Below are 18,146 nucleotides of genomic sequence, written 5' to 3'. Positions count from 1 at the left end.
TATATCAATTTCGTAAAATTAGGGGTTATTTTTGGAATCGGTTGCCAAAATTGTCTAAATTGGATCTTCGCTATCCGAATGGCTACAAAAAACAACAATCATGATAACACTCCTTCAATTCGAAAAGTCAGATTTCCCACTATTTAAATCGTGGATTGGATCAGCAAGGGAACTATTGCAGTTTGCAGGGCCTTATTTTTCTTTTCCGCTTACCGACCAGCAACTTGAAAAATACATTAGAGATCCAAAGCGACAAATCTTTAAGATAACTGATACAGCAACTAAAGAAATTATTGGACATTGTGAATTAAACTTCGAGCGGCACACCCCAAGACTTTGCCGTATTTTAATTGCAAAAAGCTCCAAACGGAATAGAGGCTATGGCAAAAGCACTGTAAATGCACTCCTTAAGCTACTTTTTATAGACGGCAACTATGACACAGCTGATCTGAATGTCTATGAATGGAATTCCAGCGCGATTCGATGCTATGAAGGAGTAGGTTTTCGGATCAACGAAAACATTAGTTCGGAAGTATCAATTGAGGATGAAACCTGGAAAAGCCTCAACATGCAGATTTGTAAATCTGAATGGAAAACGAATCGGTAACGTAAGAGCTGCGCAAAAAGTAAATCATGTAACCATGCCATAAATCATATTAGGAGGATTGGTCTGTTTCCTATGCACAGTAATAAAAATGCAAAAAAAAACCTTTGTTTGACTTCAACAACTTTGACATCAAACAAAGGGCCTTACTATCATAAACACCTGAAATTTCCAGTGTTTTTTCTTCTTGCTAGTATTCGATCAAGACTTCAGTCACTTGCGCGCCTTGCTTAGCACTCTTAAATTTAAACTTCACTTTCTGATTTAAATTCAATTTCTGCCCGACCAGGCGGTCGTTGAAATAAACAGATTGCTGCGTTTCATTGTCTCTGATGAATCCATAGTTGGAATCGTTATTATAGTGCACGACTTTTCCAAAGGAATACTCATCATGATGATTTGAGACCATACTTGGACTCTCACCTTCTTTCAATTTTATTGCAGGTCTGTCTGAGATATTCCCATGTTCATCAACATAAGCAAACAATTCTTCCAAAGATTTTCCCTTGTCATTGTTTGTTTTATTGAATTCCTTTTTCTCATTTTTTTGCTGTTTCTTGAGTAATTTCTTTTTTTCTCGTTCTTTTTTGTTAAATGTGATTTGGCTTTTGCTCATTCAATATGGATTAAAGTAAATGTTCCCGCGGAGGTTTCGGACCTTTAGAGCTTCGTTGAAAAGATAAAAATGCGATTTATTCTGAGGAGATAATTGCAAATATACGAAAAATTCTTTAAAAAATACATATTGCCTATCCTTATTCGCTTTACTGTTGCACGATAACAAGTGCTTTGCTTTAATCATGGGTAGATGCAAAAGAAGTGCGAATTAGACAAACATGACAGTGAGCAAAAAAATAAAAATTACATAAAACAAAACGTCCTTTAAGACGTTATTTTTTAAAAAAAATTATGGAAATAAAAAACATTGAGACAGACGAAAAAGGTAATTTCGTTGCAGAAATTGAAAATAATGAAGCCGGAATTTTAGAGTACACGTGGCAAAACGATCATGAATTTTCGATTGACCACACGGAAGTGTACGAAGAATACAGAGGAATGAGTGTAGGCAAAAAATTAGTACTGGAGGCAGTTGACTATGCACGAAAGAACGACGCAAAAATTGTTCCTAATTGTCCATATGCCAAAGCAATCTTTGAAAAGACAATAGCGTTTCAAGATGTATTAGCATAAAAAAGCCGTTTTATCGAGAAGATAAAACGGCTTTTTTTTGAAAGTGAATCTGGTTAGATCACAATATTGATTATTTTCCCTTTAACAAAAATAATCTTTTTTATGGCTTTGCCATCTAGATGACGTTGTACATCGCCATGTGCTCTAATGATATCTTCGATCGTCTTTTGATCTAGATCGAGCGCTAGCGATAGATTGAATTTCATTTTTCCATTGAAGGATACCGGATACGCAAATTCTGATTCGACTAAATATTCCGGTCTAAATTTAGGGTAAGAAGCGGAAGAAAGTGTACCGGCTTCATTTCCTAATAGCGTCCACAGCTCTTCTGTAATGTGCGGCGCATACGGTTGGAGGGTGACAATGAATGGTTCCAGTATCTGTCGCTTATTGCATTTTAAATCCGTTAAATCATTCACACAGATCATAAATGCTGAAACCGAAGTATTGAAAGAAAAACGCTCAATATCGTCTTCCACCTTTTTAATAATCTTATGTAAGGCTTTAAATTCTGCTTTTGTAGGCTCTTCGTCGGAAACATTGAAATTGCCCTCTGCATCATGAAACAGACGCCATACCTTACGTAAGAACTTGTAAACTCCCTCTATACCGTTCGTATTCCAAGGTTTAGCTTGTTCCAAAGGCCCCAAAAACATTTCGTACAGACGCAGTGTGTCCGCTCCATATGATTCGATAATATCATCTGGGTTCACTACATTGAATTTGGACTTCGACATTTTTTCCACTTCGCTACCGCAGATATACTTACCATTCTCCAATACAAATTCAGCATTTGAAAAATCAGGTCTGAAGTTTTTGAATTTTTCCAAATCCAACACGTCATTTTGGACAATATTCACGTCAACATGTAACGGTATCGTTTTATATTCATCTCTCAACCCGTAAGACACAAATTGATTTGTACCTCTCCCGTCCTCATCCAACACACGATATACAAAATTGGAACGCCCTTGAATCATTCCCTGATTAATCAATTTACGGAATGGTTCTTCTTCATTCTGGTAGCCCAAATCTTTTAAGAATTTATTCCAAAAGCGCGAATACAACAGGTGCCCGGTAGCATGCTCCGAACCACCGATATATAAATCTACTGCTTTCCAATAGTCTACCGCTTCTTTTGACACAAAGTCGCCGTCGTTTTTCGGATCCATATATCTAAACCAATACCACGAAGAGCCTGCCCATCCGGGCATTGTACTCAATTCATACTCATATTGATCTTCATATTTCCAACCTTTTGCCCTTGCCAAAGGAGGTTCGCCTGATTCAGTTGGCAAATATTTATCAACTTCGGGCAATAATAGGGGCAATTCTTCCTCTTTAATTAAATAAGGTAATCCATTTTTAAAGTATACAGGCACGGGTTCGCCCCAATAGCGCTGACGTCCAAAAATAGCATCGCGCATACGGAAGTTTATTTTCGCCTTACCCAATTTGATCGCCTCCAACTTCGCAATTAAAGCAGGAACAGCTTCTTGATAAGTCATACCATTGATAAAATCGGAATTAATATATTTTCCATCCTTATTGGGATCAGCTTGTTCCTCAATATTTTGGATATCTGAAATAGGAATAATAGGAAGGTCGAAGTGTTTAGCGAATACATAATCCCGTTGATCGCCACTAGGTACAGCCATAACAGCACCTGTTCCATAACCGGCTAATACATAATCTGCGATCCAAATCTGTACGTCTTGTCCCGAAAGTGGGTGCTTGGCATACGATCCTGTAAAAGCTCCTGAAACTGTTTTCGTATCAGCCATACGATCCAATTCAGATTTTTTGGAAGTTTTCTCGATATAGTTATTTACTTCCGATTGTTGCTGAGGGGTAGTCAATGCTGGTACCAATTCGTGCTCTGGAGCTAAAACGACAAATGAAACACCAAAAATCGTATCTACACGCGTCGTAAAAACTTCGATGACCGTATCTAATTGAGGTACGGGAAATTTCACAGAAGCGCCCACAGATTTTCCGATCCAGTTACGTTGCATTTCTATCAAAGGTTCGGGCCAATCAACCGTATCCAATCCGCTTAGTAGGCGATCGGCATAAGCCGTGATACGCATAGACCATTGCATCATCTTCTTTTGCTCGACGGGAAATCCTCCACGCTCAGAAACCCCATTGATTACCTCGTCATTCGCTAATACTGTGCCCAGCGCAGCACACCAATTTACTGTACTTTCACGTAAATAAGCAATCCGGTACTTCAGCAATTCACGTTGTTGTTTTTCTTCATCAAAAGATTTCCAATCTTCAGCGCTAAATTCCAAAATATCTTCATCAGCAACTGCTGCAATAGCGGCAGAGCCATTTTTAGCAAACCTTGCAATCAACGTTTCGATCGGTTCGGCTTTATCTGATTCTTTATTATACCAAGAATCAAACAATCTCATAAAAATCCATTGCGTCCATTTGTAATACGAAGGATCTGAAGTACGCACTTCGCGGCTCCAATCATAAGAGAATCCAATATTATCCATCTGTTCCCGATAACGATTGATATTGACTTCAGTCGTTACAGCTGGATGCTGGCCCGTTTGAATCGCATATTGCTCCGCAGGAAGACCAAACGAATCATACCCCATCGGATGCAATACATTAAATCCTTTTAAACGTTTATACCTGGAAAAGATATCCGAAGCAATATAGCCCAGTGGATGACCAACGTGCAACCCCGCTCCGGAAGGATAAGGAAACATATCCAATACATAGTATTTTGGCTTTTGTTGCGTATCAGACGTTTTAAACGTTTGATGATCCGCCCAGAATTTTTGCCACTTTTTCTCTAATGATTTGTGATTATACTCCATTTTTATTCTTAAGGAATTTTTATGACTGGCGAAATTACGATTTAATACTGAAATGTGATAAAAGTTTTGTAGTTTGAACAATAAATTATAGTATTGAAAAGTTAATTAAGCATAGGTAGAAAACAGGGTTCGAATTGATTTTTATCAAAGTAATTACAAGATTAATTCGAAATCTTCCACTCAAATAGTTACTTTCGCAAATAAATTTTCGCTTATTATGCCAGAATACGAATTAAGCACACAAAAAAGAAAAACAAAATCTGTATATGTATCTACGGTTATTAGCATCGCTCTGGTGTTATTGGTAACAGGTATGTTGGGATTGCTCTTGGTGCATGCTAAAAATCTATCGAAATACGTTAAGGAAAATATCGTCTTAAATGTCATTGTGAACGATGGTACGAGCGAAGGTGATGTTCTTTCATTGCAAAAAGACCTCGAAAAAGATACCTATGTGCTTCGTACCGAATATATCAGTAAAGAGTTAGCAGCAAAAAATCTAAAGGAAGACCTTGGCGAAGATTTCGTACAGTATCTGGGACATAACCCTCTTTTACCTTCTTTAGATGTTTATATGAAAGAGAATTATGCCAATACAGATAGTATTAAAACTTTTATTGAGAAAATCTCCAAAAACAATAAAATTAAAGAGGTGGTTTATCAGGAGTCTCTGATCGACATGGTGAACAAAAACGTCCGGATCATAGGGATGATTGTATTAGCTTTTGCTGTTATCCTGCTAATTATAGCCGTCGCTCTAATTAACAATACGATACGTCTAGCGATTTACTCGCAACGTTTCTTAATTAAAAGTATGCAGCTCATTGGGGCTACTAAAAACTTTATCCGTAAACCATTTATAACGTATGGTATTATTCATGGTTTGCTCGGTTCCTTGATCGCGATTCTACTGCTTATTTTAACCTTGAAGTTTGCGCAACAGCAAATACCTGAACTGGTATTTTTACGCAACTGGTTTGAATTTGCTGTAATATTTTTAGGAGTAATCCTCATTGGTATTCTCATCTCGGGACTTAGCACGTATTTCGCAGTAACAAAATACTTAAAGGCACAATCTAACGATTTATACAGATAAAAAAATGGCTCAAATAAAGAAATCTACTGAATCAGTCAATAAAGGTTCATTTGTATTCTCCAAAATAAATTATCAACTGTTTATAGCTAGCGTGTTGGTTGTAATCATTGGCTTTACATTGATGTCCGGTGAAACCGATATTTATAGCTTCACCAAGATTACTTTGGCGCCGATTGTTGTTGTTCTCGGTTTTGCAATAGGCTTTGCAGCAATTTTATACCGTCCCAAGAACAAATCCAATTAAAGTATAATCTTAATTCTAACAGATGTCTATTATTGAAGCGATCATCCTTGCTATCATTGAAGGATTAACGGAGTTTTTGCCTGTGTCTTCGACAGGCCATATGATCATAGCCACTGCCTTAATGGGTATACAGCCCTCGGCATTTGTCAAGTTATTTACGATTGTTATCCAGATGGGAACGATATTGTCCGTTCTGGTATTATACTACAAGCGTTTTTTTAAATCGCTCTCATTTTACTATAAATTGATCATTGCTGCTATTCCTGCATCTGTGTTGGGGTTGCTCTTTAACGATTATATTGATGCCCTATTGGAAAGTCCGCTAATGGTCGCGATCATGTTGGTTGTGGGCGGCGTAGTGTTACTTTTCGTCGACAGGTGGTTTAACAAGCCAACCGTAGAAGATTCCGACAAAGTCTCGTACAAACAAGCTTTTATGATTGGGGTATACCAATGCCTTGCGTTAATCCCTGGTACCTCAAGATCTGCTAGCACAATTATCGGTGGTATGGCCGAAAAACTGACACGTAAAGCTGCTGCAGAATTTTCTTTCTTCCTTGCCCTGCCGATGATGTTTGGTGCTTCTGCTGTAAAGCTGTTAAAGTTCTTTAAAGAAGGGAACACCTTTAATGGGGAAGAGCTTAATTTGCTTATTATAGGTAATCTGATTGGTTTCGTTGTCGCAATCGTTGCGATTAAGTCTTTTATCGGCTTCTTGACTAAATACGGTTTTAAAGCATTTGGATGGTATCGAATAATCGTCGGTGTTATTATTCTTGCCCTCCTACTTTCGGGTCATAGTTTACAAATTATTTAAAATCTTTTGATGGAAAATATAGAGGTTAGTGAAAACTCAGCGAAGTTTCATTTTGCTGAAGGAGAAATGTTGTTGATTGATAAACCTTTAACTTGGACTAGTTTTGATGTGGTTGGTAAAATCAGAAACTCCATCAAACCGTTAAAATTAAAAGTCGGTCACGCAGGAACTTTAGATCCGCTTGCGACCGGTTTACTGATCGTCTGTACAGGCAAATTCACAAAGAAAATAGATAGTTACCAAGCCGAAGACAAAGAATATACTGGAACAATTACTTTGGGTGCCACAACGCCTTCCTACGATCTGGAAACCGAAATTAACGAAACATTTCCTATCGATCATATTACTGATGACATGATACTGCAAGCTGCGAAAGCATTTGAAGGCGAAATTCAACAATTTCCGCCTGCTCATTCGGCTATAAAAATCAATGGCGAACGTGTCTATGAGAAAGCACGCCGTGGCGAAGAGGTTGAAATAAAATCCCGTCAAGTTCGAATCAATAGTTTTCTTGTTGAAAAGATCGAGCTCCCCAACGTTTATTTTCGCATATCCTGTTCAAAGGGAACATACATTAGATCTCTGGCCTATGACTTCGGAAAATCCTTACAGAGTGGATCACATCTAAGTTCTTTGAGGCGCACCAAAAGTGGGGATTATTCCGTAGAAAATGCCTGGAATTTAGAAAAACTTATCGCGGAAATAAAACGTCATAAAGAGATCATTAAATAATTTTACCAACCCGTTTTATTGATTCTTTATCTTATTTTTGCAAAAACTCCTATAAATGAAAATCTACAGAAGTTTAGATGATTTCTCACCTATTGAAAATGCAGTTGTAACCATCGGCACTTTTGACGGTGTTCATATTGGCCACCAAAAAATATTGGCCCACTTAAAGGAAGCAGCTCATAAAATCAATGGGGAGACAATTTTGCTCACTTTTTTTCCACACCCTCGCTTGATTATCAATCCAGATGATGATAGCTTACGCTTAATCAACGATATCGAAGAAAAGGTCAGTCAGTTGAGTAGAGTTGGTATTGACCATTTGATTATCATTCCCTTTTCCCGTGATTTTTCCAATCAAACTCCAGAAGAATATATTAGTAATGTTCTTGTAGGAAAACTCGGCACCAAAAAAATTGTGATAGGTTACGATCACCACTTCGGAAAGGATCGAAAGGGAAGTATGGGTGATTTAGAACAGTTTGCCTCCATATTTGATTACAGTGTCGACGAAATCCCCGAGCAGGATATCAATGATATTGCCGTATCCTCAACACGGGTACGCGAAGCACTTATAAAGGGTGACATAAAAACGGCAAATCTATATTTGGGATATCCTTTCGAATTGACAGGCACGGTGATTAGAGGAGACCAAATCGGACGTACAATCGGCTTTCCAACGGCAAATTTACAGGTTCACGAACCGCATAAACTTATACCAGCCTATGGTATATATGCTGTTGAGGTTTATATCTACAATCAGATCCAAAACATTACTACTGGGGAATACAGAGAAGAAAGCCCTATTTCAATTGCTAAAGGTATGGGATATATAGGAACTAGACCCACCGTCGATGGCATGAACCGTGCTATTGAAATCAGCCTATTTGATTTCGATCAGGATATTTACGGCAAAACACTGCGTGTAAAATTCCTTCACTTTATCCGCCATGATGAACGTTTCGACTCGTTAGAAGCAATGAAAGAGCAGATCAGAGCGGACGAAGCCCAAATTCGAAGTCTTATTGGTTAGTACAGCGTATGATTATCAAATAGAAAAGCGGGGAATTCCCGCTTTTCTATTTGATAAGAGCTTCGATGCCTAATCGATAGCTGTCCAAACCAAAACCACAAATTACACCTTTACAATTCTTCGCTAAAAATGAGTGATGGCGAAATTCTTCTCTTTGGTGGACATTACTGATATGGACCTCTATAACAGGTGTTGTAATAGCTGCAATCGCATCGCCAATTGCAACAGAAGTATGTGTATACGCTCCGGCATTCAATACAATTCCATCAAACTCAAAACCAACCTCATGGATCTTATCGATTAGGCCTCCTTCTGAGTTACTTTGAAAATAGTGCAGTTGCAAACTTTCAAACTGCTGTTTAAGCTCCTCAAAATAGCTAAGGAAATCCTGGCTACCATAAATTGATTTTTCTCTTACACCCAATAAATTCAAGTTTGGGCCATTCAGTATAAGGATCTTTTTCATCGGAATATCATTGTTATAAATCATTATAAATTGCCCGGAAACTTGAGCGAAGGCCGAATGAGATCACGCCAGATTTATTGACGATAGGCGCTTCGTATTTCGCTTTTGCATAACGTTGGGTGTATCCGAGTTCCAGACGAAGATTATACTTTGGATTAAGTACATAGGCTGCCTTCGCGTCTGCATAATAGATATTATTCTTTATACCTTGTGCAATATGATTGCCATATAAGTTTGGTATTGTATTATAGGACTGAAAGATGTTTCCCCCCATATTACTTCCGTCGGGTAGATCCAGCCCATTTTGAGTAAACATTCCCTGTAATGAAAAGTCCCATCTGTCCCATGCGTAATTAAGCAGTCCAACAAGCTCTCTAAAGTTTGCCCCTTTTGGATGCGCCAATGGCTCGGCGTTGTTACTATAGTTTGAATACGATTTAAAGTGCGCGTAGGTATATGGTCTAGCCGTATTGTATTCGGCTAGAAAGTTTAAATTCTTTACGCCAAACATATCATACCCTCTTACGCCAAGCTGTGCGCCCCATTTATTATGTGCGTATCCATTTCCTGCAAAAAATTCTTTCGCCGTAAACTCTCCTAACAGGAACTGGCCATATGCTGTCAATCGATATGGAAGTTTATATTTGGAAGTTAAGCCCAAAAACATTTTATCCGGCGAAGTCGTATTATTGCTTTCGACAGGGCGAATAAAGATAACTGGACTCAGATAACTAAAATCAAAACCTCTTCTTCCTCCTTCATCCTGCGCGGCCCAAACAACGGATTGGAAAAAACCTACAGATAATTTATTGGTTACATTCCAATCCAAATATTGAAAGGCCCCCCATTTCTTTCCATCTCCCAAGCGGGTGTTGTTTTGCCCTTCCATAGGATATGTGCCCGTTAAATCTTGTCTAGGGTGTGTCGGATCGTTCATATAGGCCCAAATTGAAGTGTATTGAACATTTCCTATCGTTCCGGTCAATTTAAGATGGGCATAGTTCGAAGAAAAGTCGGACAAAAGCATCGAGCGATAACCATCTCCAATAAAGTTTTTGTCGTAAGCCAAAGTGGCCTGGATATATTTATGTGCATCATAAGTCATGCTCGCTGTCGCATACATCCAGTCCATTTTATTTTTAGACTGAAATTTCGTATTTCCTTGGCCAGGAACAACTTTATTCGCAACAATGTAGTCATCCAGATACTTAGGAAAAACTGCCTGGCTTTCAAATGCTGACGTATTGAAAGTAAATTTGTTCCCTACATTTAAACCCACCTGAAATCCTCTACTATTCATCCAAGTACGCCGTTTATCCCCTAGCATATCTTTTCCAATATAAAGATCTGGTAAAAAATCAGCATAGAATGTATAATCATCCTTCTCGACTTGGACAAGATGCTCATTAAAAATCTTGCGCATAAACCAGTTGGACGAGGACACGGGTTTGTTGGATTGAATTGAATCAAACTTGGCTAACAATAAAGAGTCTTTAATGACGAAGGGTTTAGCAGAAGTATGTATCCTGGTTTCCGTAGAATAAACTGCATCGTTCATTTTCTGATAAAAATGATACGAATAAGGCTGGCTTTTAATTTGGGCAACAGCTCCTAAGGAAACGCCTACTCCAATGCTTGCCAACGCCAGTTGAAGTAAATTTTTGTTTTTCGTTATATTAAGCCTCATAAAATTTTTTAAAAGATTGTTTTCTATAGCAAAATGCATTCCTAAACGCAAATTAACCGAATAAAAATGACTTAATTCACATCCTTGGTCAATTTTATAATGCTAAATCGTATTTGCTATTCCTTTTATTCAAAAATATTTATATCTTGCACGTTAGTAAATAACCTTATATCATAAATAAACAGTCCTAATAAGCATGAAGCGCAGAACATTTATCCAAAACGCAAGCCTGTTAACCGCGGGTGCACTTACCAGCAAATTTTCATTTGCTCAAGAACATTCTTTTCCTACAGTGCGCACCGTCAAAGAGAAGAGGCTTTTTTCGAGTAAAGTAATAGAGGATGCAATTGTAGAATTTCAGAAAAATGTTAAAAATAAGGAGCTGTCGTGGTTATTTAACAACTGTTTTCCCAATACCCTTGACACCACAGTTTTCCCCTATGTCCAAAACGGAAGAAACTACACGTATGTTATTACAGGAGATATAGACGCCATGTGGTTACGTGATAGCAGTGCGCAAGTATGGCCCTATCTTCCCTTTATGAAAAAGGATAAAAAACTACAGGATCTGATTGTTGGACTAATCCAAAAGCAGAGTAAATGCATCAATATTGACCCTTACGCCAATGCATTTTATAATGATCCAACAAAAAAGGGCGAATGGTTTAGCGATCATACCGACATGAAACCTGGGATTCATGAACGGAAATGGGAAATCGATTCGTTGTGTTATCCAATTCGATTAGCTTATCATTACTGGAAAGAAACCAAAGACAGTAGTCCATTTAATGAAGAATGGCTGGATGCGCAACACAAAATATATCAAACTTTCGTTGAGCAACAACGAAAAGACAGTCTTGGTCCTTATAAATTTGAACGAACGACTGCAAGAGGTTCAGATACGTTGCAGGTTGATGGTTATGGGTATCCTGTGAATCCTGTTGGATTGATCTGTTCTAGTTTTCGACCTTCGGACGATTCTACCATTTTTTCCTTTTTGATTCCTTCCAATTTGTTTGCAATTGTGAGTCTTAGGCAATCTGCAGAGATATTGAAAAAAGTTAAAAATGAACAGGCACTCGCCGATAAAATGGAGGCACTTGCAAACGAGGTAGAAGCAGCAGTAAATAAGTACGGCATCATCGATCACCCAACGCTAGGTCGTATATATGCCTTCGAAGTGGACGGCTTTTCGAGTCATTTGATGATGGATGATGCGAATATACCCAGCTTACTGGCCTTACCGTACTTAGGAGCTGTCGATATCAATAATGAAGTCTATCAACGTACCCGTAACTTTGTGCTGTCCGATAAAAATCCATTCTTTTTCAAAGGAACCGCAGCGGAAGGTATTGGAGGTCCGCACATAGGCAGGGATATGATTTGGCCGATGTCTATTATTATGCGCGCCCAAACATCTACAAATGATGAGGAGATCCGTAACTGCATTAAGACTTTGGTAAATACTCATGGTGGAACCGGATTTATGCATGAATCTTTTCATAAAGACGATCCTAAAAAGTTCACAAGACATTGGTTTGCCTGGACGAATACATTATTTGGCGAATTAATTTGGAAAATATATAAAGAGAAACCATCTTTGCTTCAATAAATCTGAATCTTGTAACGCACTGTTATAAGTGAAGGAACTTATAACAGTGCGTTATGAATAATTTAAAAACTTCCGGTCCTATTGGTATTTTTGATTCTGGTTATGGTGGTCTCTCCGTATTTAAAGAAATTCAACACCTTTTACCTCAATACGATTACATCTATTTAGGTGATAATGCTCGTGTTCCCTATGGTACACGCTCGTTTGAGACCGTTTATAATTACACCAAACAATGCGTTTTTAAACTATTTGACTTGGGATGTAACCTCATCATATTGGCCTGTAATACAGCTTCAGCTAAAGCATTAAGAACCATTCAACAAAATGACCTTCCCCCCGGAAAGAAAGTACTTGGAGTGATTAGACCCACTACCGAAATGGTTCATAATTTTACCAAAACCAATAAGATTGGTATTTTAGCCACTACGGGTACCGTCAAATCAGAATCCTATAAAATAGAAATTCACAAATTTAATCCGGAAATTCAGGTTTTTCAGCACGATTGCCCTTTTTGGGTGCCATTAGTGGAGAACAATGAAATGAATACCAAAGGCGCTCATTATTTTGTCGAAAAGGATATACGGGAACTGTTACAGCAATCGGCTCAGATTGATACCATAGTGCTTGCTTGCACGCATTACCCGCTATTATTGCCTGTAATTGAGAAGTATGTACCAAACCATATTCAGATTATCTCCCAGGGCCCTATTGTCGCGGCTAGCTTAAAAGACTATCTGAATAGACATAAAGAAATTGAGATACTTTGTTCCCAAAATGAACAATTGGCATTCTATACGACTGATGACCCGCATGATTTTGAAAGCAAAGCAAAGATATTTTTTGGAAAGTCAATAGCCGCAAGCCACATTACTGTTTGATAAAATAGAAGACACCAATTTTTAAATTGAAAAATTTCTAAAACTTTTACTCCACAATTTTCGTTATTCTGTTAAAAGGTGAATAAAATGAAAAAGAACTTTATAACCATTGCATATAATCAGGATACACAGCATTGCGAATCTAAAGAGTTTTCAAGTATTCAGGAAAGTGCGGAGTATTTTAAAACGTTGGAAACTTCTGCAGAGCCCAACTACCTTCCTGTATGTACGTATAATTTAAACACCAATACGATTCTAGATATAAGTGACTATTACGTCAACAAGGATAGAGAACTACAGCAGATCGTAAATAGTTGCCTTTCGGGAAAATAGTGTCTTGACGAGTTATAATCATCTGTTAAGGATCGATCTATATGTCTTCATTGTGAGAGGCCGTAATCCTATTGATAATATTACATTCCCGTAAAATAATATCTCGTTAATTTTTAATATCTTCAAATAGATAATCAAACCAAAACAACTTACAGATAATGAAAACCAAATTGACTATAAGCCTTTTAACAGTATCATTAGGATTGACGGCATGCCATTCAAGCCCTGCTAATTCGACCTCCGGTTCGGATAGCAGTGCGAATGCTCCGATGGATACAACAAGCTATCCTGCTGTAGAAACCCAAAAGGCAAACACAAATTATAAACCGGCATTTGCAGGACAAACTAGAATTCAGGGTGCAAAAACCACCACACCTTATGACGGTAAAGTGATTGCAGAGGGATTAAAATCACCTTGGGGCATCACCACAATGCCTGATGGCCGATTATTGATATCAGAGAAAGAGGGGGATTTTCGAATTGCGACAGCAGCAGGTGAATTAAGTGAGCCAATTAAGGGTTTACCTCAGGTCAACAGCAGCGGGCAAGGAGGACTTTTGGGGGTACGGCTTGATCCAAATTTCGAGTCAAACCGTATGGTATATTGGGTTTTTTCCGATGATACAGCCGCTGGAACATTAACTGCTGTAGCAAAGGGAAAACTATCTGCCGACGAAAAATCCATAGAAGGTGCTAAGGTGATCTATCAAGCCACTCCTGCTCATAAAGGCAACTTGCACTATGGGGGACGCATTATATTTGACAAACATGGAAATATTATTGTCAGCACCGGCGAGCGGTCTGACTTGGTTACAAGACCTCTGGCGCAAGATTTAAATGCAGCATTAGGAAAGATTTTACGTATTACCACCGATGGAAAACCTGCCCAAGGGAACCCATTTTTGGGCAAATCGAATGCACTTCCTGAAATTCTCAGCTATGGGCATCGCAATCCTCAGGGACTCGCCTTACATCCGGAAACCGGTGATCTTTGGGAAACCGAATTTGGCCCACGTGGAGGTGATGAATTGAATAGAATTGAATCTGGCAAGAATTATGGATGGCCAACGATTACGTATGGCATAGAGTATAAAGGGGATAAAGTTGGTGAGGGTATACAGCAAAAAGATGGATTAGAACAACCCGTTTATTATTGGGATCCTGTCCTCTCTCCGAGTGGAATTACTTTCTATACCGGGCAAAACATTCTAGAATGGAAGAATAATCTTTTCATTTGCGGACTAAGTAGCATGCATATTGCTAGAATTATACTAAAGGATAACAAGGTAGTTGGAGAAGAGCGTCTATTAGGTAATGAAGGACAGCGATTTAGAGATATTACACAGGGTCAAGATGGTGCTTTATATGCTATAACAGACCTCGGAAAATTATATAAAATTGATAAAAAATAAATGCATTGATCTAGAGCAGCCCTTTCCCACTGGGCTGCTTTTTTTTCAATTCGACTTAAATTCTATTCAAAAATAGCCGCAGTAGACAGGTAGTTATTCAGCCAAAAATGGCAAATAATAGAGTTTGGCTCGATTATTGATAATCTAACAGTAAATCAATAAATTATTATATGGTAAAAAAAGAAAAAATGAAAAAATTATTAGAAATTAATCCCTTGTCTTTCTATATGACCAACTGGGGATTCGTAAACAACACTGCCCCAAAAAGAGCGCGCAAAACCTGCCAACCTTCTCCCAAAAATTAAGCGTTCTTGCTTAAACAATTCAATTAAATTTTACTAAAATCATCTGCTGATATCCTCCATACGGATATTAAGTAAGAGATTTATTTCTTTTACTAACATCCGTATGGCGAGGTATCAACCTATGCGAAAAAAAATGCCAATATGATTACTATAATGATACAAGCAATCATAATGTATTTATTCAATTGGCTATTTTTCTCTCCTTCGTCACTTTTATAGTGGTAATGTCGTTTATTTGGCAAATTCATAAGCTTGTTTTTATTCATGATGAAGTTAACAACTTTTTTCCATATTATTCGTGATGATAAGGCTCGCCCTTCATGATGGAAAAAGCGCGATATAGCTGCTCTGTAAAGAACAATCTGATCATTTGGTGGGAAAATGTCATTTTGGATAACGAGATTTTTGACTTCGCTCGATCATAAATTTTTTGATCGAAACCATAAGGCCCTCCGATGACAAACACCAGATGTTGGACACTTTGTATCATCATCTTCTCCAGATAAGCAGAAAACTCTAAAGATCTAAATTCTTTTCCATGTTCATCCAACAGAACAACAAAATCCTGGGGCTGTAGTTGCTTTAAAATCAAAAGGGCTTCCTTGTCTTTCTGCTGTTCAGCAGAAGAACTCTTAACATTTTTGATGTCGGGAAGAACAACAATACTAAAGTTGACATAAAACTTTAATCGCTTAGTGTATTTTTCAATTCCCTCAAGCAGGTATTTTTCATCCGTCTTACCTATGCAAAGTAATGTTATCTTCATCTAGACGTTTTATAAGTGTTTGCAAAAAATGGCGCCTGTCTAGTTGCCGACAACTTTTAAATCGGATCACAACGTTTAGCCAAGCCCTAAAATCTTAATAAATTGGGTATGCGTGTAAACTAAGTAAAGGTCTAAATTATTTAAAATAAAGCCAACCAAAAAGACAAAAATTGTTTACTCCGATTAATTCTATATTCATTCCCTCTTCATCTATTCTGCATTTAACAAGTGTATTAAATAATACCACAGCATATACAGTCAATCTACTATATTACTACCTACTACGATGCCCCCCCCCCCCACATAAGGAGTGTAAATAACATGGTAGTTATAAAATAAAAAACCGAACTTAATCATTCGGTTTTTATTTTATTAGAAATACATAAGTAAAATTAATCACTAAAATGGTGCATCATCAGGCATATCATTCATTCGAGACGGCATGGTAATGCCACCACTGAAACCTCCGGCACTAAAATCATCGGCAAAGTTTGGTGATGGGTTCAATGCCGAAGCAGAGAATGTAGCAGGTGCATCACCGAATCCATCTCCCCCGCCCATACCAGAAAACTCATCTTCTAGATCCACAAACTTTACAAATTTACCGACAAAGCGAAGCGGAACAATTCCAGTCTCCCCATTACGATGCTTGGCGATAATAACTTCGCCAACACCAGCAGTAGGACGCCCTTCTTCATCTTCTGTTAAGCCATAATATTCTGGTCTATATAAGAAAAGTACCATATCAGCATCCTGCTCAATAGATCCCGACTCCCTTAAATCGGATAACATAGGACGTTTGCTATTACCTGGCCTTGATTCCACCGCACGACTCAATTGCGACAATGCAAGCACTGGAATATTTAATTCTTTTGCAACAGACTTTAAAGCACGAGAAATACTACCAATCTCTTGTTCACGGTTACCACCACCTTTACCTTCAGCTTTTCCGTGCATCAACTGCAAGTAATCGACGATCACCATTTGAATGTCGTATTGCGCTTTCAGACGCCTACATTTTGCTCTAAATTCAAACACATTCAGTGCAGGAGTATCATCAATAATAATAGGCGCATCAGTCAACCGTCCGATTCGCGAATGTAATTGTTGCCATTCATGATCAGCTAGATTTCCTTTTTTCAATTTTTCTTGCTCAATTTCAGTTTCACCGGCAATAAGACGATTGACTAGCTGAACCGATGACATCTCCAACGAGAATACAGCGACTGCTTTGCCGTGTTCCACAGCGGCGTTACGTGCAACGGAAAGCACGAATGCCGTCTTTCCCATCGCTGGACGTGCCGCAATAATTACAAGGTCAGAAGGCTGCCAACCTGAGGTCATTCGATCCAATGCAGTCAGGCCTGAAGGGACACCCGTCAAACCATCCGTGCGATCTCGAAGCATTTCAAGATTTGAAATCGCTTCACGCATGATATCATCCATCTTTCTTGAATCTCGTCGCAGGTTATTCTGTGCGATATCAAATAAGCTTTTCTCAGCATGATCTAATAGATCAAAAATATCTGAGGTCTCATCATATGAACTATTAATAATTTCGGTCGAAACTTTAATCAGTTCGCGTTGAATATATTTTTGAGAAATGATACGTGCGTGATATTCAATATTAGCAGCCGATACGACTCGATCCGTCAACTGCGTAATGTAATAAGCACCGCCGACCATCTCAAGGGCGCCCATCCGTCTAAGTTCAGAAGTAACGGTTAAAATATCAATTGGGGAAGTTTTTTGAAAAAGACCAAAAATCGCTTCAAAGATCTTTTGATGTGATTCCTTATAGAACGACTCCGGTTTCAGAATATCGATAATCTCACTCAGCGCATTCTTTTCAAGCATTAAAGCACCCAAAACAGCCTCCTCTAAATCTACTGCCTGCGGCGGAAGTTTACCCAAACCGCTTACCAAATTATTCAATTTGGTACGGCGCTCACCATAACTTCCCCGTTTGTTATTATCCGTATTATTCGCTTCAAAATTACTGTCGTTCATCATGATATTATATCAGAAATATAGCTTTCCTATCCTTACAAATTCTAGATAGGATAACAAATGTATAAAAAATAAAATTCACCACCATGCATAGTTACACACAGCAGAATTTGAAGAACAGCATCT

17 protein-coding genes are annotated in these 18,146 nt (G+C 38.2%); 11 read left to right on the top strand and 6 right to left on the bottom strand.

Translation table 11 applies throughout. The features are described 5' to 3' along the window. The first annotated feature begins 100 nt into the window (after positions 1-100). A complete protein-coding gene (locus QE382_RS09870) occupies positions 101-607 on the top strand; it encodes a GNAT family N-acetyltransferase (protein WP_307185738.1) in 507 nt (168 codons plus the stop codon). Between the two features lie 187 nt (positions 608-794). Here QE382_RS09870 and QE382_RS09865 read toward each other — a convergent pair whose 3' ends face one another. Continuing rightward, entirely contained in the window at positions 795-1,220 is a 426-nt protein-coding gene (locus tag QE382_RS09865) for a cold-shock protein (RefSeq protein ID WP_209574556.1), read from the bottom strand. 293 nt (positions 1,221-1,513) lie between these two features. Here QE382_RS09865 and QE382_RS09860 point away from each other — a divergent pair, with 293 nt between their 5' ends. Continuing rightward, the gene (locus tag QE382_RS09860) at positions 1,514-1,795 is read left to right on the top strand and encodes a GNAT family N-acetyltransferase (RefSeq protein ID WP_307185737.1); all 282 of its coding nucleotides are present in this window, start codon (positions 1,514-1,516) and stop codon (positions 1,793-1,795) included. A 53-nt stretch (positions 1,796-1,848) separates the two neighbouring features. On the opposite strand, the gene leuS is transcribed toward QE382_RS09860, so the two are convergent. After that, complete coding sequence (gene leuS, locus QE382_RS09855; protein ID WP_307185736.1) at positions 1,849-4,632, bottom strand: leucine--tRNA ligase; 2,784 nt, start codon at positions 4,630-4,632, stop codon at positions 1,849-1,851. Between the two features lie 217 nt (positions 4,633-4,849). Here leuS and QE382_RS09850 point away from each other — a divergent pair, with 217 nt between their 5' ends. The 5 genes from QE382_RS09850 to QE382_RS09830 are packed head-to-tail and all read left to right on the top strand — an operon-like array spanning position 4,850 to position 8,551. Further along, positions 4,850-5,728 (top strand): cell division protein FtsX, encoded by an 879-nt coding sequence (locus QE382_RS09850; protein ID WP_307185735.1) that lies wholly within the window; start codon positions 4,850-4,852, stop codon positions 5,726-5,728. 4 nt (positions 5,729-5,732) lie between these two features. Beyond that, positions 5,733-5,972, top strand: a complete 240-nt coding sequence (locus QE382_RS09845; protein ID WP_209574562.1) for a DUF3098 domain-containing protein — start codon at positions 5,733-5,735, stop codon at positions 5,970-5,972. A 22-nt stretch (positions 5,973-5,994) separates the two neighbouring features. After that, positions 5,995-6,789 carry an undecaprenyl-diphosphate phosphatase gene (locus QE382_RS09840; RefSeq protein WP_307185734.1) on the top strand — a complete coding sequence of 265 codons (795 nt, stop codon included), beginning with the start codon at positions 5,995-5,997 and terminating at the stop codon, positions 6,787-6,789. Positions 6,790-6,798: 9 nt separating this feature from the next. Continuing rightward, entirely contained in the window at positions 6,799-7,521 is a 723-nt protein-coding gene (gene truB, locus QE382_RS09835) for a tRNA pseudouridine(55) synthase TruB (protein WP_209574566.1), read from the top strand. A 55-nt stretch (positions 7,522-7,576) separates the two neighbouring features. After that, the gene (locus tag QE382_RS09830) at positions 7,577-8,551 is read left to right on the top strand and encodes a bifunctional riboflavin kinase/FAD synthetase (protein WP_307185733.1); all 975 of its coding nucleotides are present in this window, start codon (positions 7,577-7,579) and stop codon (positions 8,549-8,551) included. Positions 8,552-8,597: 46 nt separating this feature from the next. Here QE382_RS09830 and aroQ read toward each other — a convergent pair whose 3' ends face one another. Both aroQ and QE382_RS09820 read right to left on the bottom strand, forming a co-directional pair. After that, entirely contained in the window at positions 8,598-9,017 is a 420-nt protein-coding gene (gene aroQ / locus QE382_RS09825) for a type II 3-dehydroquinate dehydratase (RefSeq protein ID WP_209574570.1), read from the bottom strand. Between the two features lie 13 nt (positions 9,018-9,030). Beyond that, positions 9,031-10,704, bottom strand: a complete 1,674-nt coding sequence (locus tag QE382_RS09820; protein ID WP_307185732.1) for a gliding motility protein RemB — start codon at positions 10,702-10,704, stop codon at positions 9,031-9,033. Between the two features lie 196 nt (positions 10,705-10,900). Between QE382_RS09820 and QE382_RS09815 the strand changes: the two genes are divergently transcribed. The 4 genes from QE382_RS09815 to QE382_RS09800 all read left to right on the top strand — a co-directional run bounded on the left by QE382_RS09815 (position 10,901) and on the right by QE382_RS09800 (position 14,939). Continuing rightward, complete coding sequence (locus QE382_RS09815; RefSeq protein WP_307185731.1) at positions 10,901-12,316, top strand: glycoside hydrolase family 125 protein; 1,416 nt, start codon at positions 10,901-10,903, stop codon at positions 12,314-12,316. A 53-nt stretch (positions 12,317-12,369) separates the two neighbouring features. Beyond that, a complete protein-coding gene (murI, locus tag QE382_RS09810) occupies positions 12,370-13,194 on the top strand; it encodes a glutamate racemase (protein ID WP_307185730.1) in 825 nt (274 codons plus the stop codon). Between the two features lie 87 nt (positions 13,195-13,281). After that, positions 13,282-13,527, top strand: coding sequence for a hypothetical protein (locus QE382_RS09805; protein ID WP_307185729.1), 246 nt, complete (start codon positions 13,282-13,284; stop codon positions 13,525-13,527). A 158-nt stretch (positions 13,528-13,685) separates the two neighbouring features. Beyond that, on the top strand, positions 13,686-14,939 hold the full coding sequence (locus tag QE382_RS09800; protein ID WP_307185728.1) for a PQQ-dependent sugar dehydrogenase: 1,254 nt from the start codon (positions 13,686-13,688) through the stop codon (positions 14,937-14,939). A 597-nt stretch (positions 14,940-15,536) separates the two neighbouring features. Here QE382_RS09800 and rlmH read toward each other — a convergent pair. Both rlmH and dnaB read right to left on the bottom strand, forming a co-directional pair. Next, on the bottom strand, positions 15,537-16,010 hold the full coding sequence (gene rlmH, locus QE382_RS09795; protein WP_307185727.1) for a 23S rRNA (pseudouridine(1915)-N(3))-methyltransferase RlmH: 474 nt from the start codon (positions 16,008-16,010) through the stop codon (positions 15,537-15,539). A gap of 399 nt (positions 16,011-16,409) precedes the next feature. Next, positions 16,410-18,020 (bottom strand): replicative DNA helicase, encoded by a 1,611-nt coding sequence (gene dnaB / locus QE382_RS09790; RefSeq protein ID WP_370877891.1) that lies wholly within the window; start codon positions 18,018-18,020, stop codon positions 16,410-16,412. Between the last annotated feature and the right edge of the window lie 126 nt (positions 18,021-18,146).

It is taken from the genome of Sphingobacterium zeae (assembly GCF_030818895.1).
In the GTDB taxonomy this organism is placed as follows: domain Bacteria; phylum Bacteroidota; class Bacteroidia; order Sphingobacteriales; family Sphingobacteriaceae; genus Sphingobacterium; species Sphingobacterium zeae.
The sequence above is the reverse complement of the archived record's forward strand: the minus strand, read 5'-3'. Positions and strand labels throughout refer to the sequence as shown.

What these genes read in the sequence shown, in the direction of transcription:
- QE382_RS09870 (WP_307185738.1), top strand. Translation starts at nt 101, where the DNA reads ATGATAACACTCCTTCAATTCGAAAAGTCAGATTTCCCACTATTTAAA.
- QE382_RS09865 (WP_209574556.1), bottom strand. Translation starts at nt 1,220, where the DNA reads ATGAGCAAAAGCCAAATCACATTTAACAAAAAAGAACGAGAAAAAAAG.
- QE382_RS09860 (WP_307185737.1), top strand. Translation starts at nt 1,514, where the DNA reads ATGGAAATAAAAAACATTGAGACAGACGAAAAAGGTAATTTCGTTGCA.
- leuS (WP_307185736.1), bottom strand. Translation starts at nt 4,632, where the DNA reads ATGGAGTATAATCACAAATCATTAGAGAAAAAGTGGCAAAAATTCTGG.
- QE382_RS09850 (WP_307185735.1), top strand. Translation starts at nt 4,850, where the DNA reads ATGCCAGAATACGAATTAAGCACACAAAAAAGAAAAACAAAATCTGTA.
- QE382_RS09845 (WP_209574562.1), top strand. Translation starts at nt 5,733, where the DNA reads ATGGCTCAAATAAAGAAATCTACTGAATCAGTCAATAAAGGTTCATTT.
- QE382_RS09840 (WP_307185734.1), top strand. Translation starts at nt 5,995, where the DNA reads ATGTCTATTATTGAAGCGATCATCCTTGCTATCATTGAAGGATTAACG.
- truB (WP_209574566.1), top strand. Translation starts at nt 6,799, where the DNA reads ATGGAAAATATAGAGGTTAGTGAAAACTCAGCGAAGTTTCATTTTGCT.
- QE382_RS09830 (WP_307185733.1), top strand. Translation starts at nt 7,577, where the DNA reads ATGAAAATCTACAGAAGTTTAGATGATTTCTCACCTATTGAAAATGCA.
- aroQ (WP_209574570.1), bottom strand. Translation starts at nt 9,017, where the DNA reads ATGAAAAAGATCCTTATACTGAATGGCCCAAACTTGAATTTATTGGGT.
- QE382_RS09820 (WP_307185732.1), bottom strand. Translation starts at nt 10,704, where the DNA reads ATGAGGCTTAATATAACGAAAAACAAAAATTTACTTCAACTGGCGTTG.
- QE382_RS09815 (WP_307185731.1), top strand. Translation starts at nt 10,901, where the DNA reads ATGAAGCGCAGAACATTTATCCAAAACGCAAGCCTGTTAACCGCGGGT.
- murI (WP_307185730.1), top strand. Translation starts at nt 12,370, where the DNA reads ATGAATAATTTAAAAACTTCCGGTCCTATTGGTATTTTTGATTCTGGT.
- QE382_RS09805 (WP_307185729.1), top strand. Translation starts at nt 13,282, where the DNA reads ATGAAAAAGAACTTTATAACCATTGCATATAATCAGGATACACAGCAT.
- QE382_RS09800 (WP_307185728.1), top strand. Translation starts at nt 13,686, where the DNA reads ATGAAAACCAAATTGACTATAAGCCTTTTAACAGTATCATTAGGATTG.
- rlmH (WP_307185727.1), bottom strand. Translation starts at nt 16,010, where the DNA reads ATGAAGATAACATTACTTTGCATAGGTAAGACGGATGAAAAATACCTG.
- dnaB (WP_370877891.1), bottom strand. Translation starts at nt 18,020, where the DNA reads ATGAACGACAGTAATTTTGAAGCGAATAATACGGATAATAACAAACGG.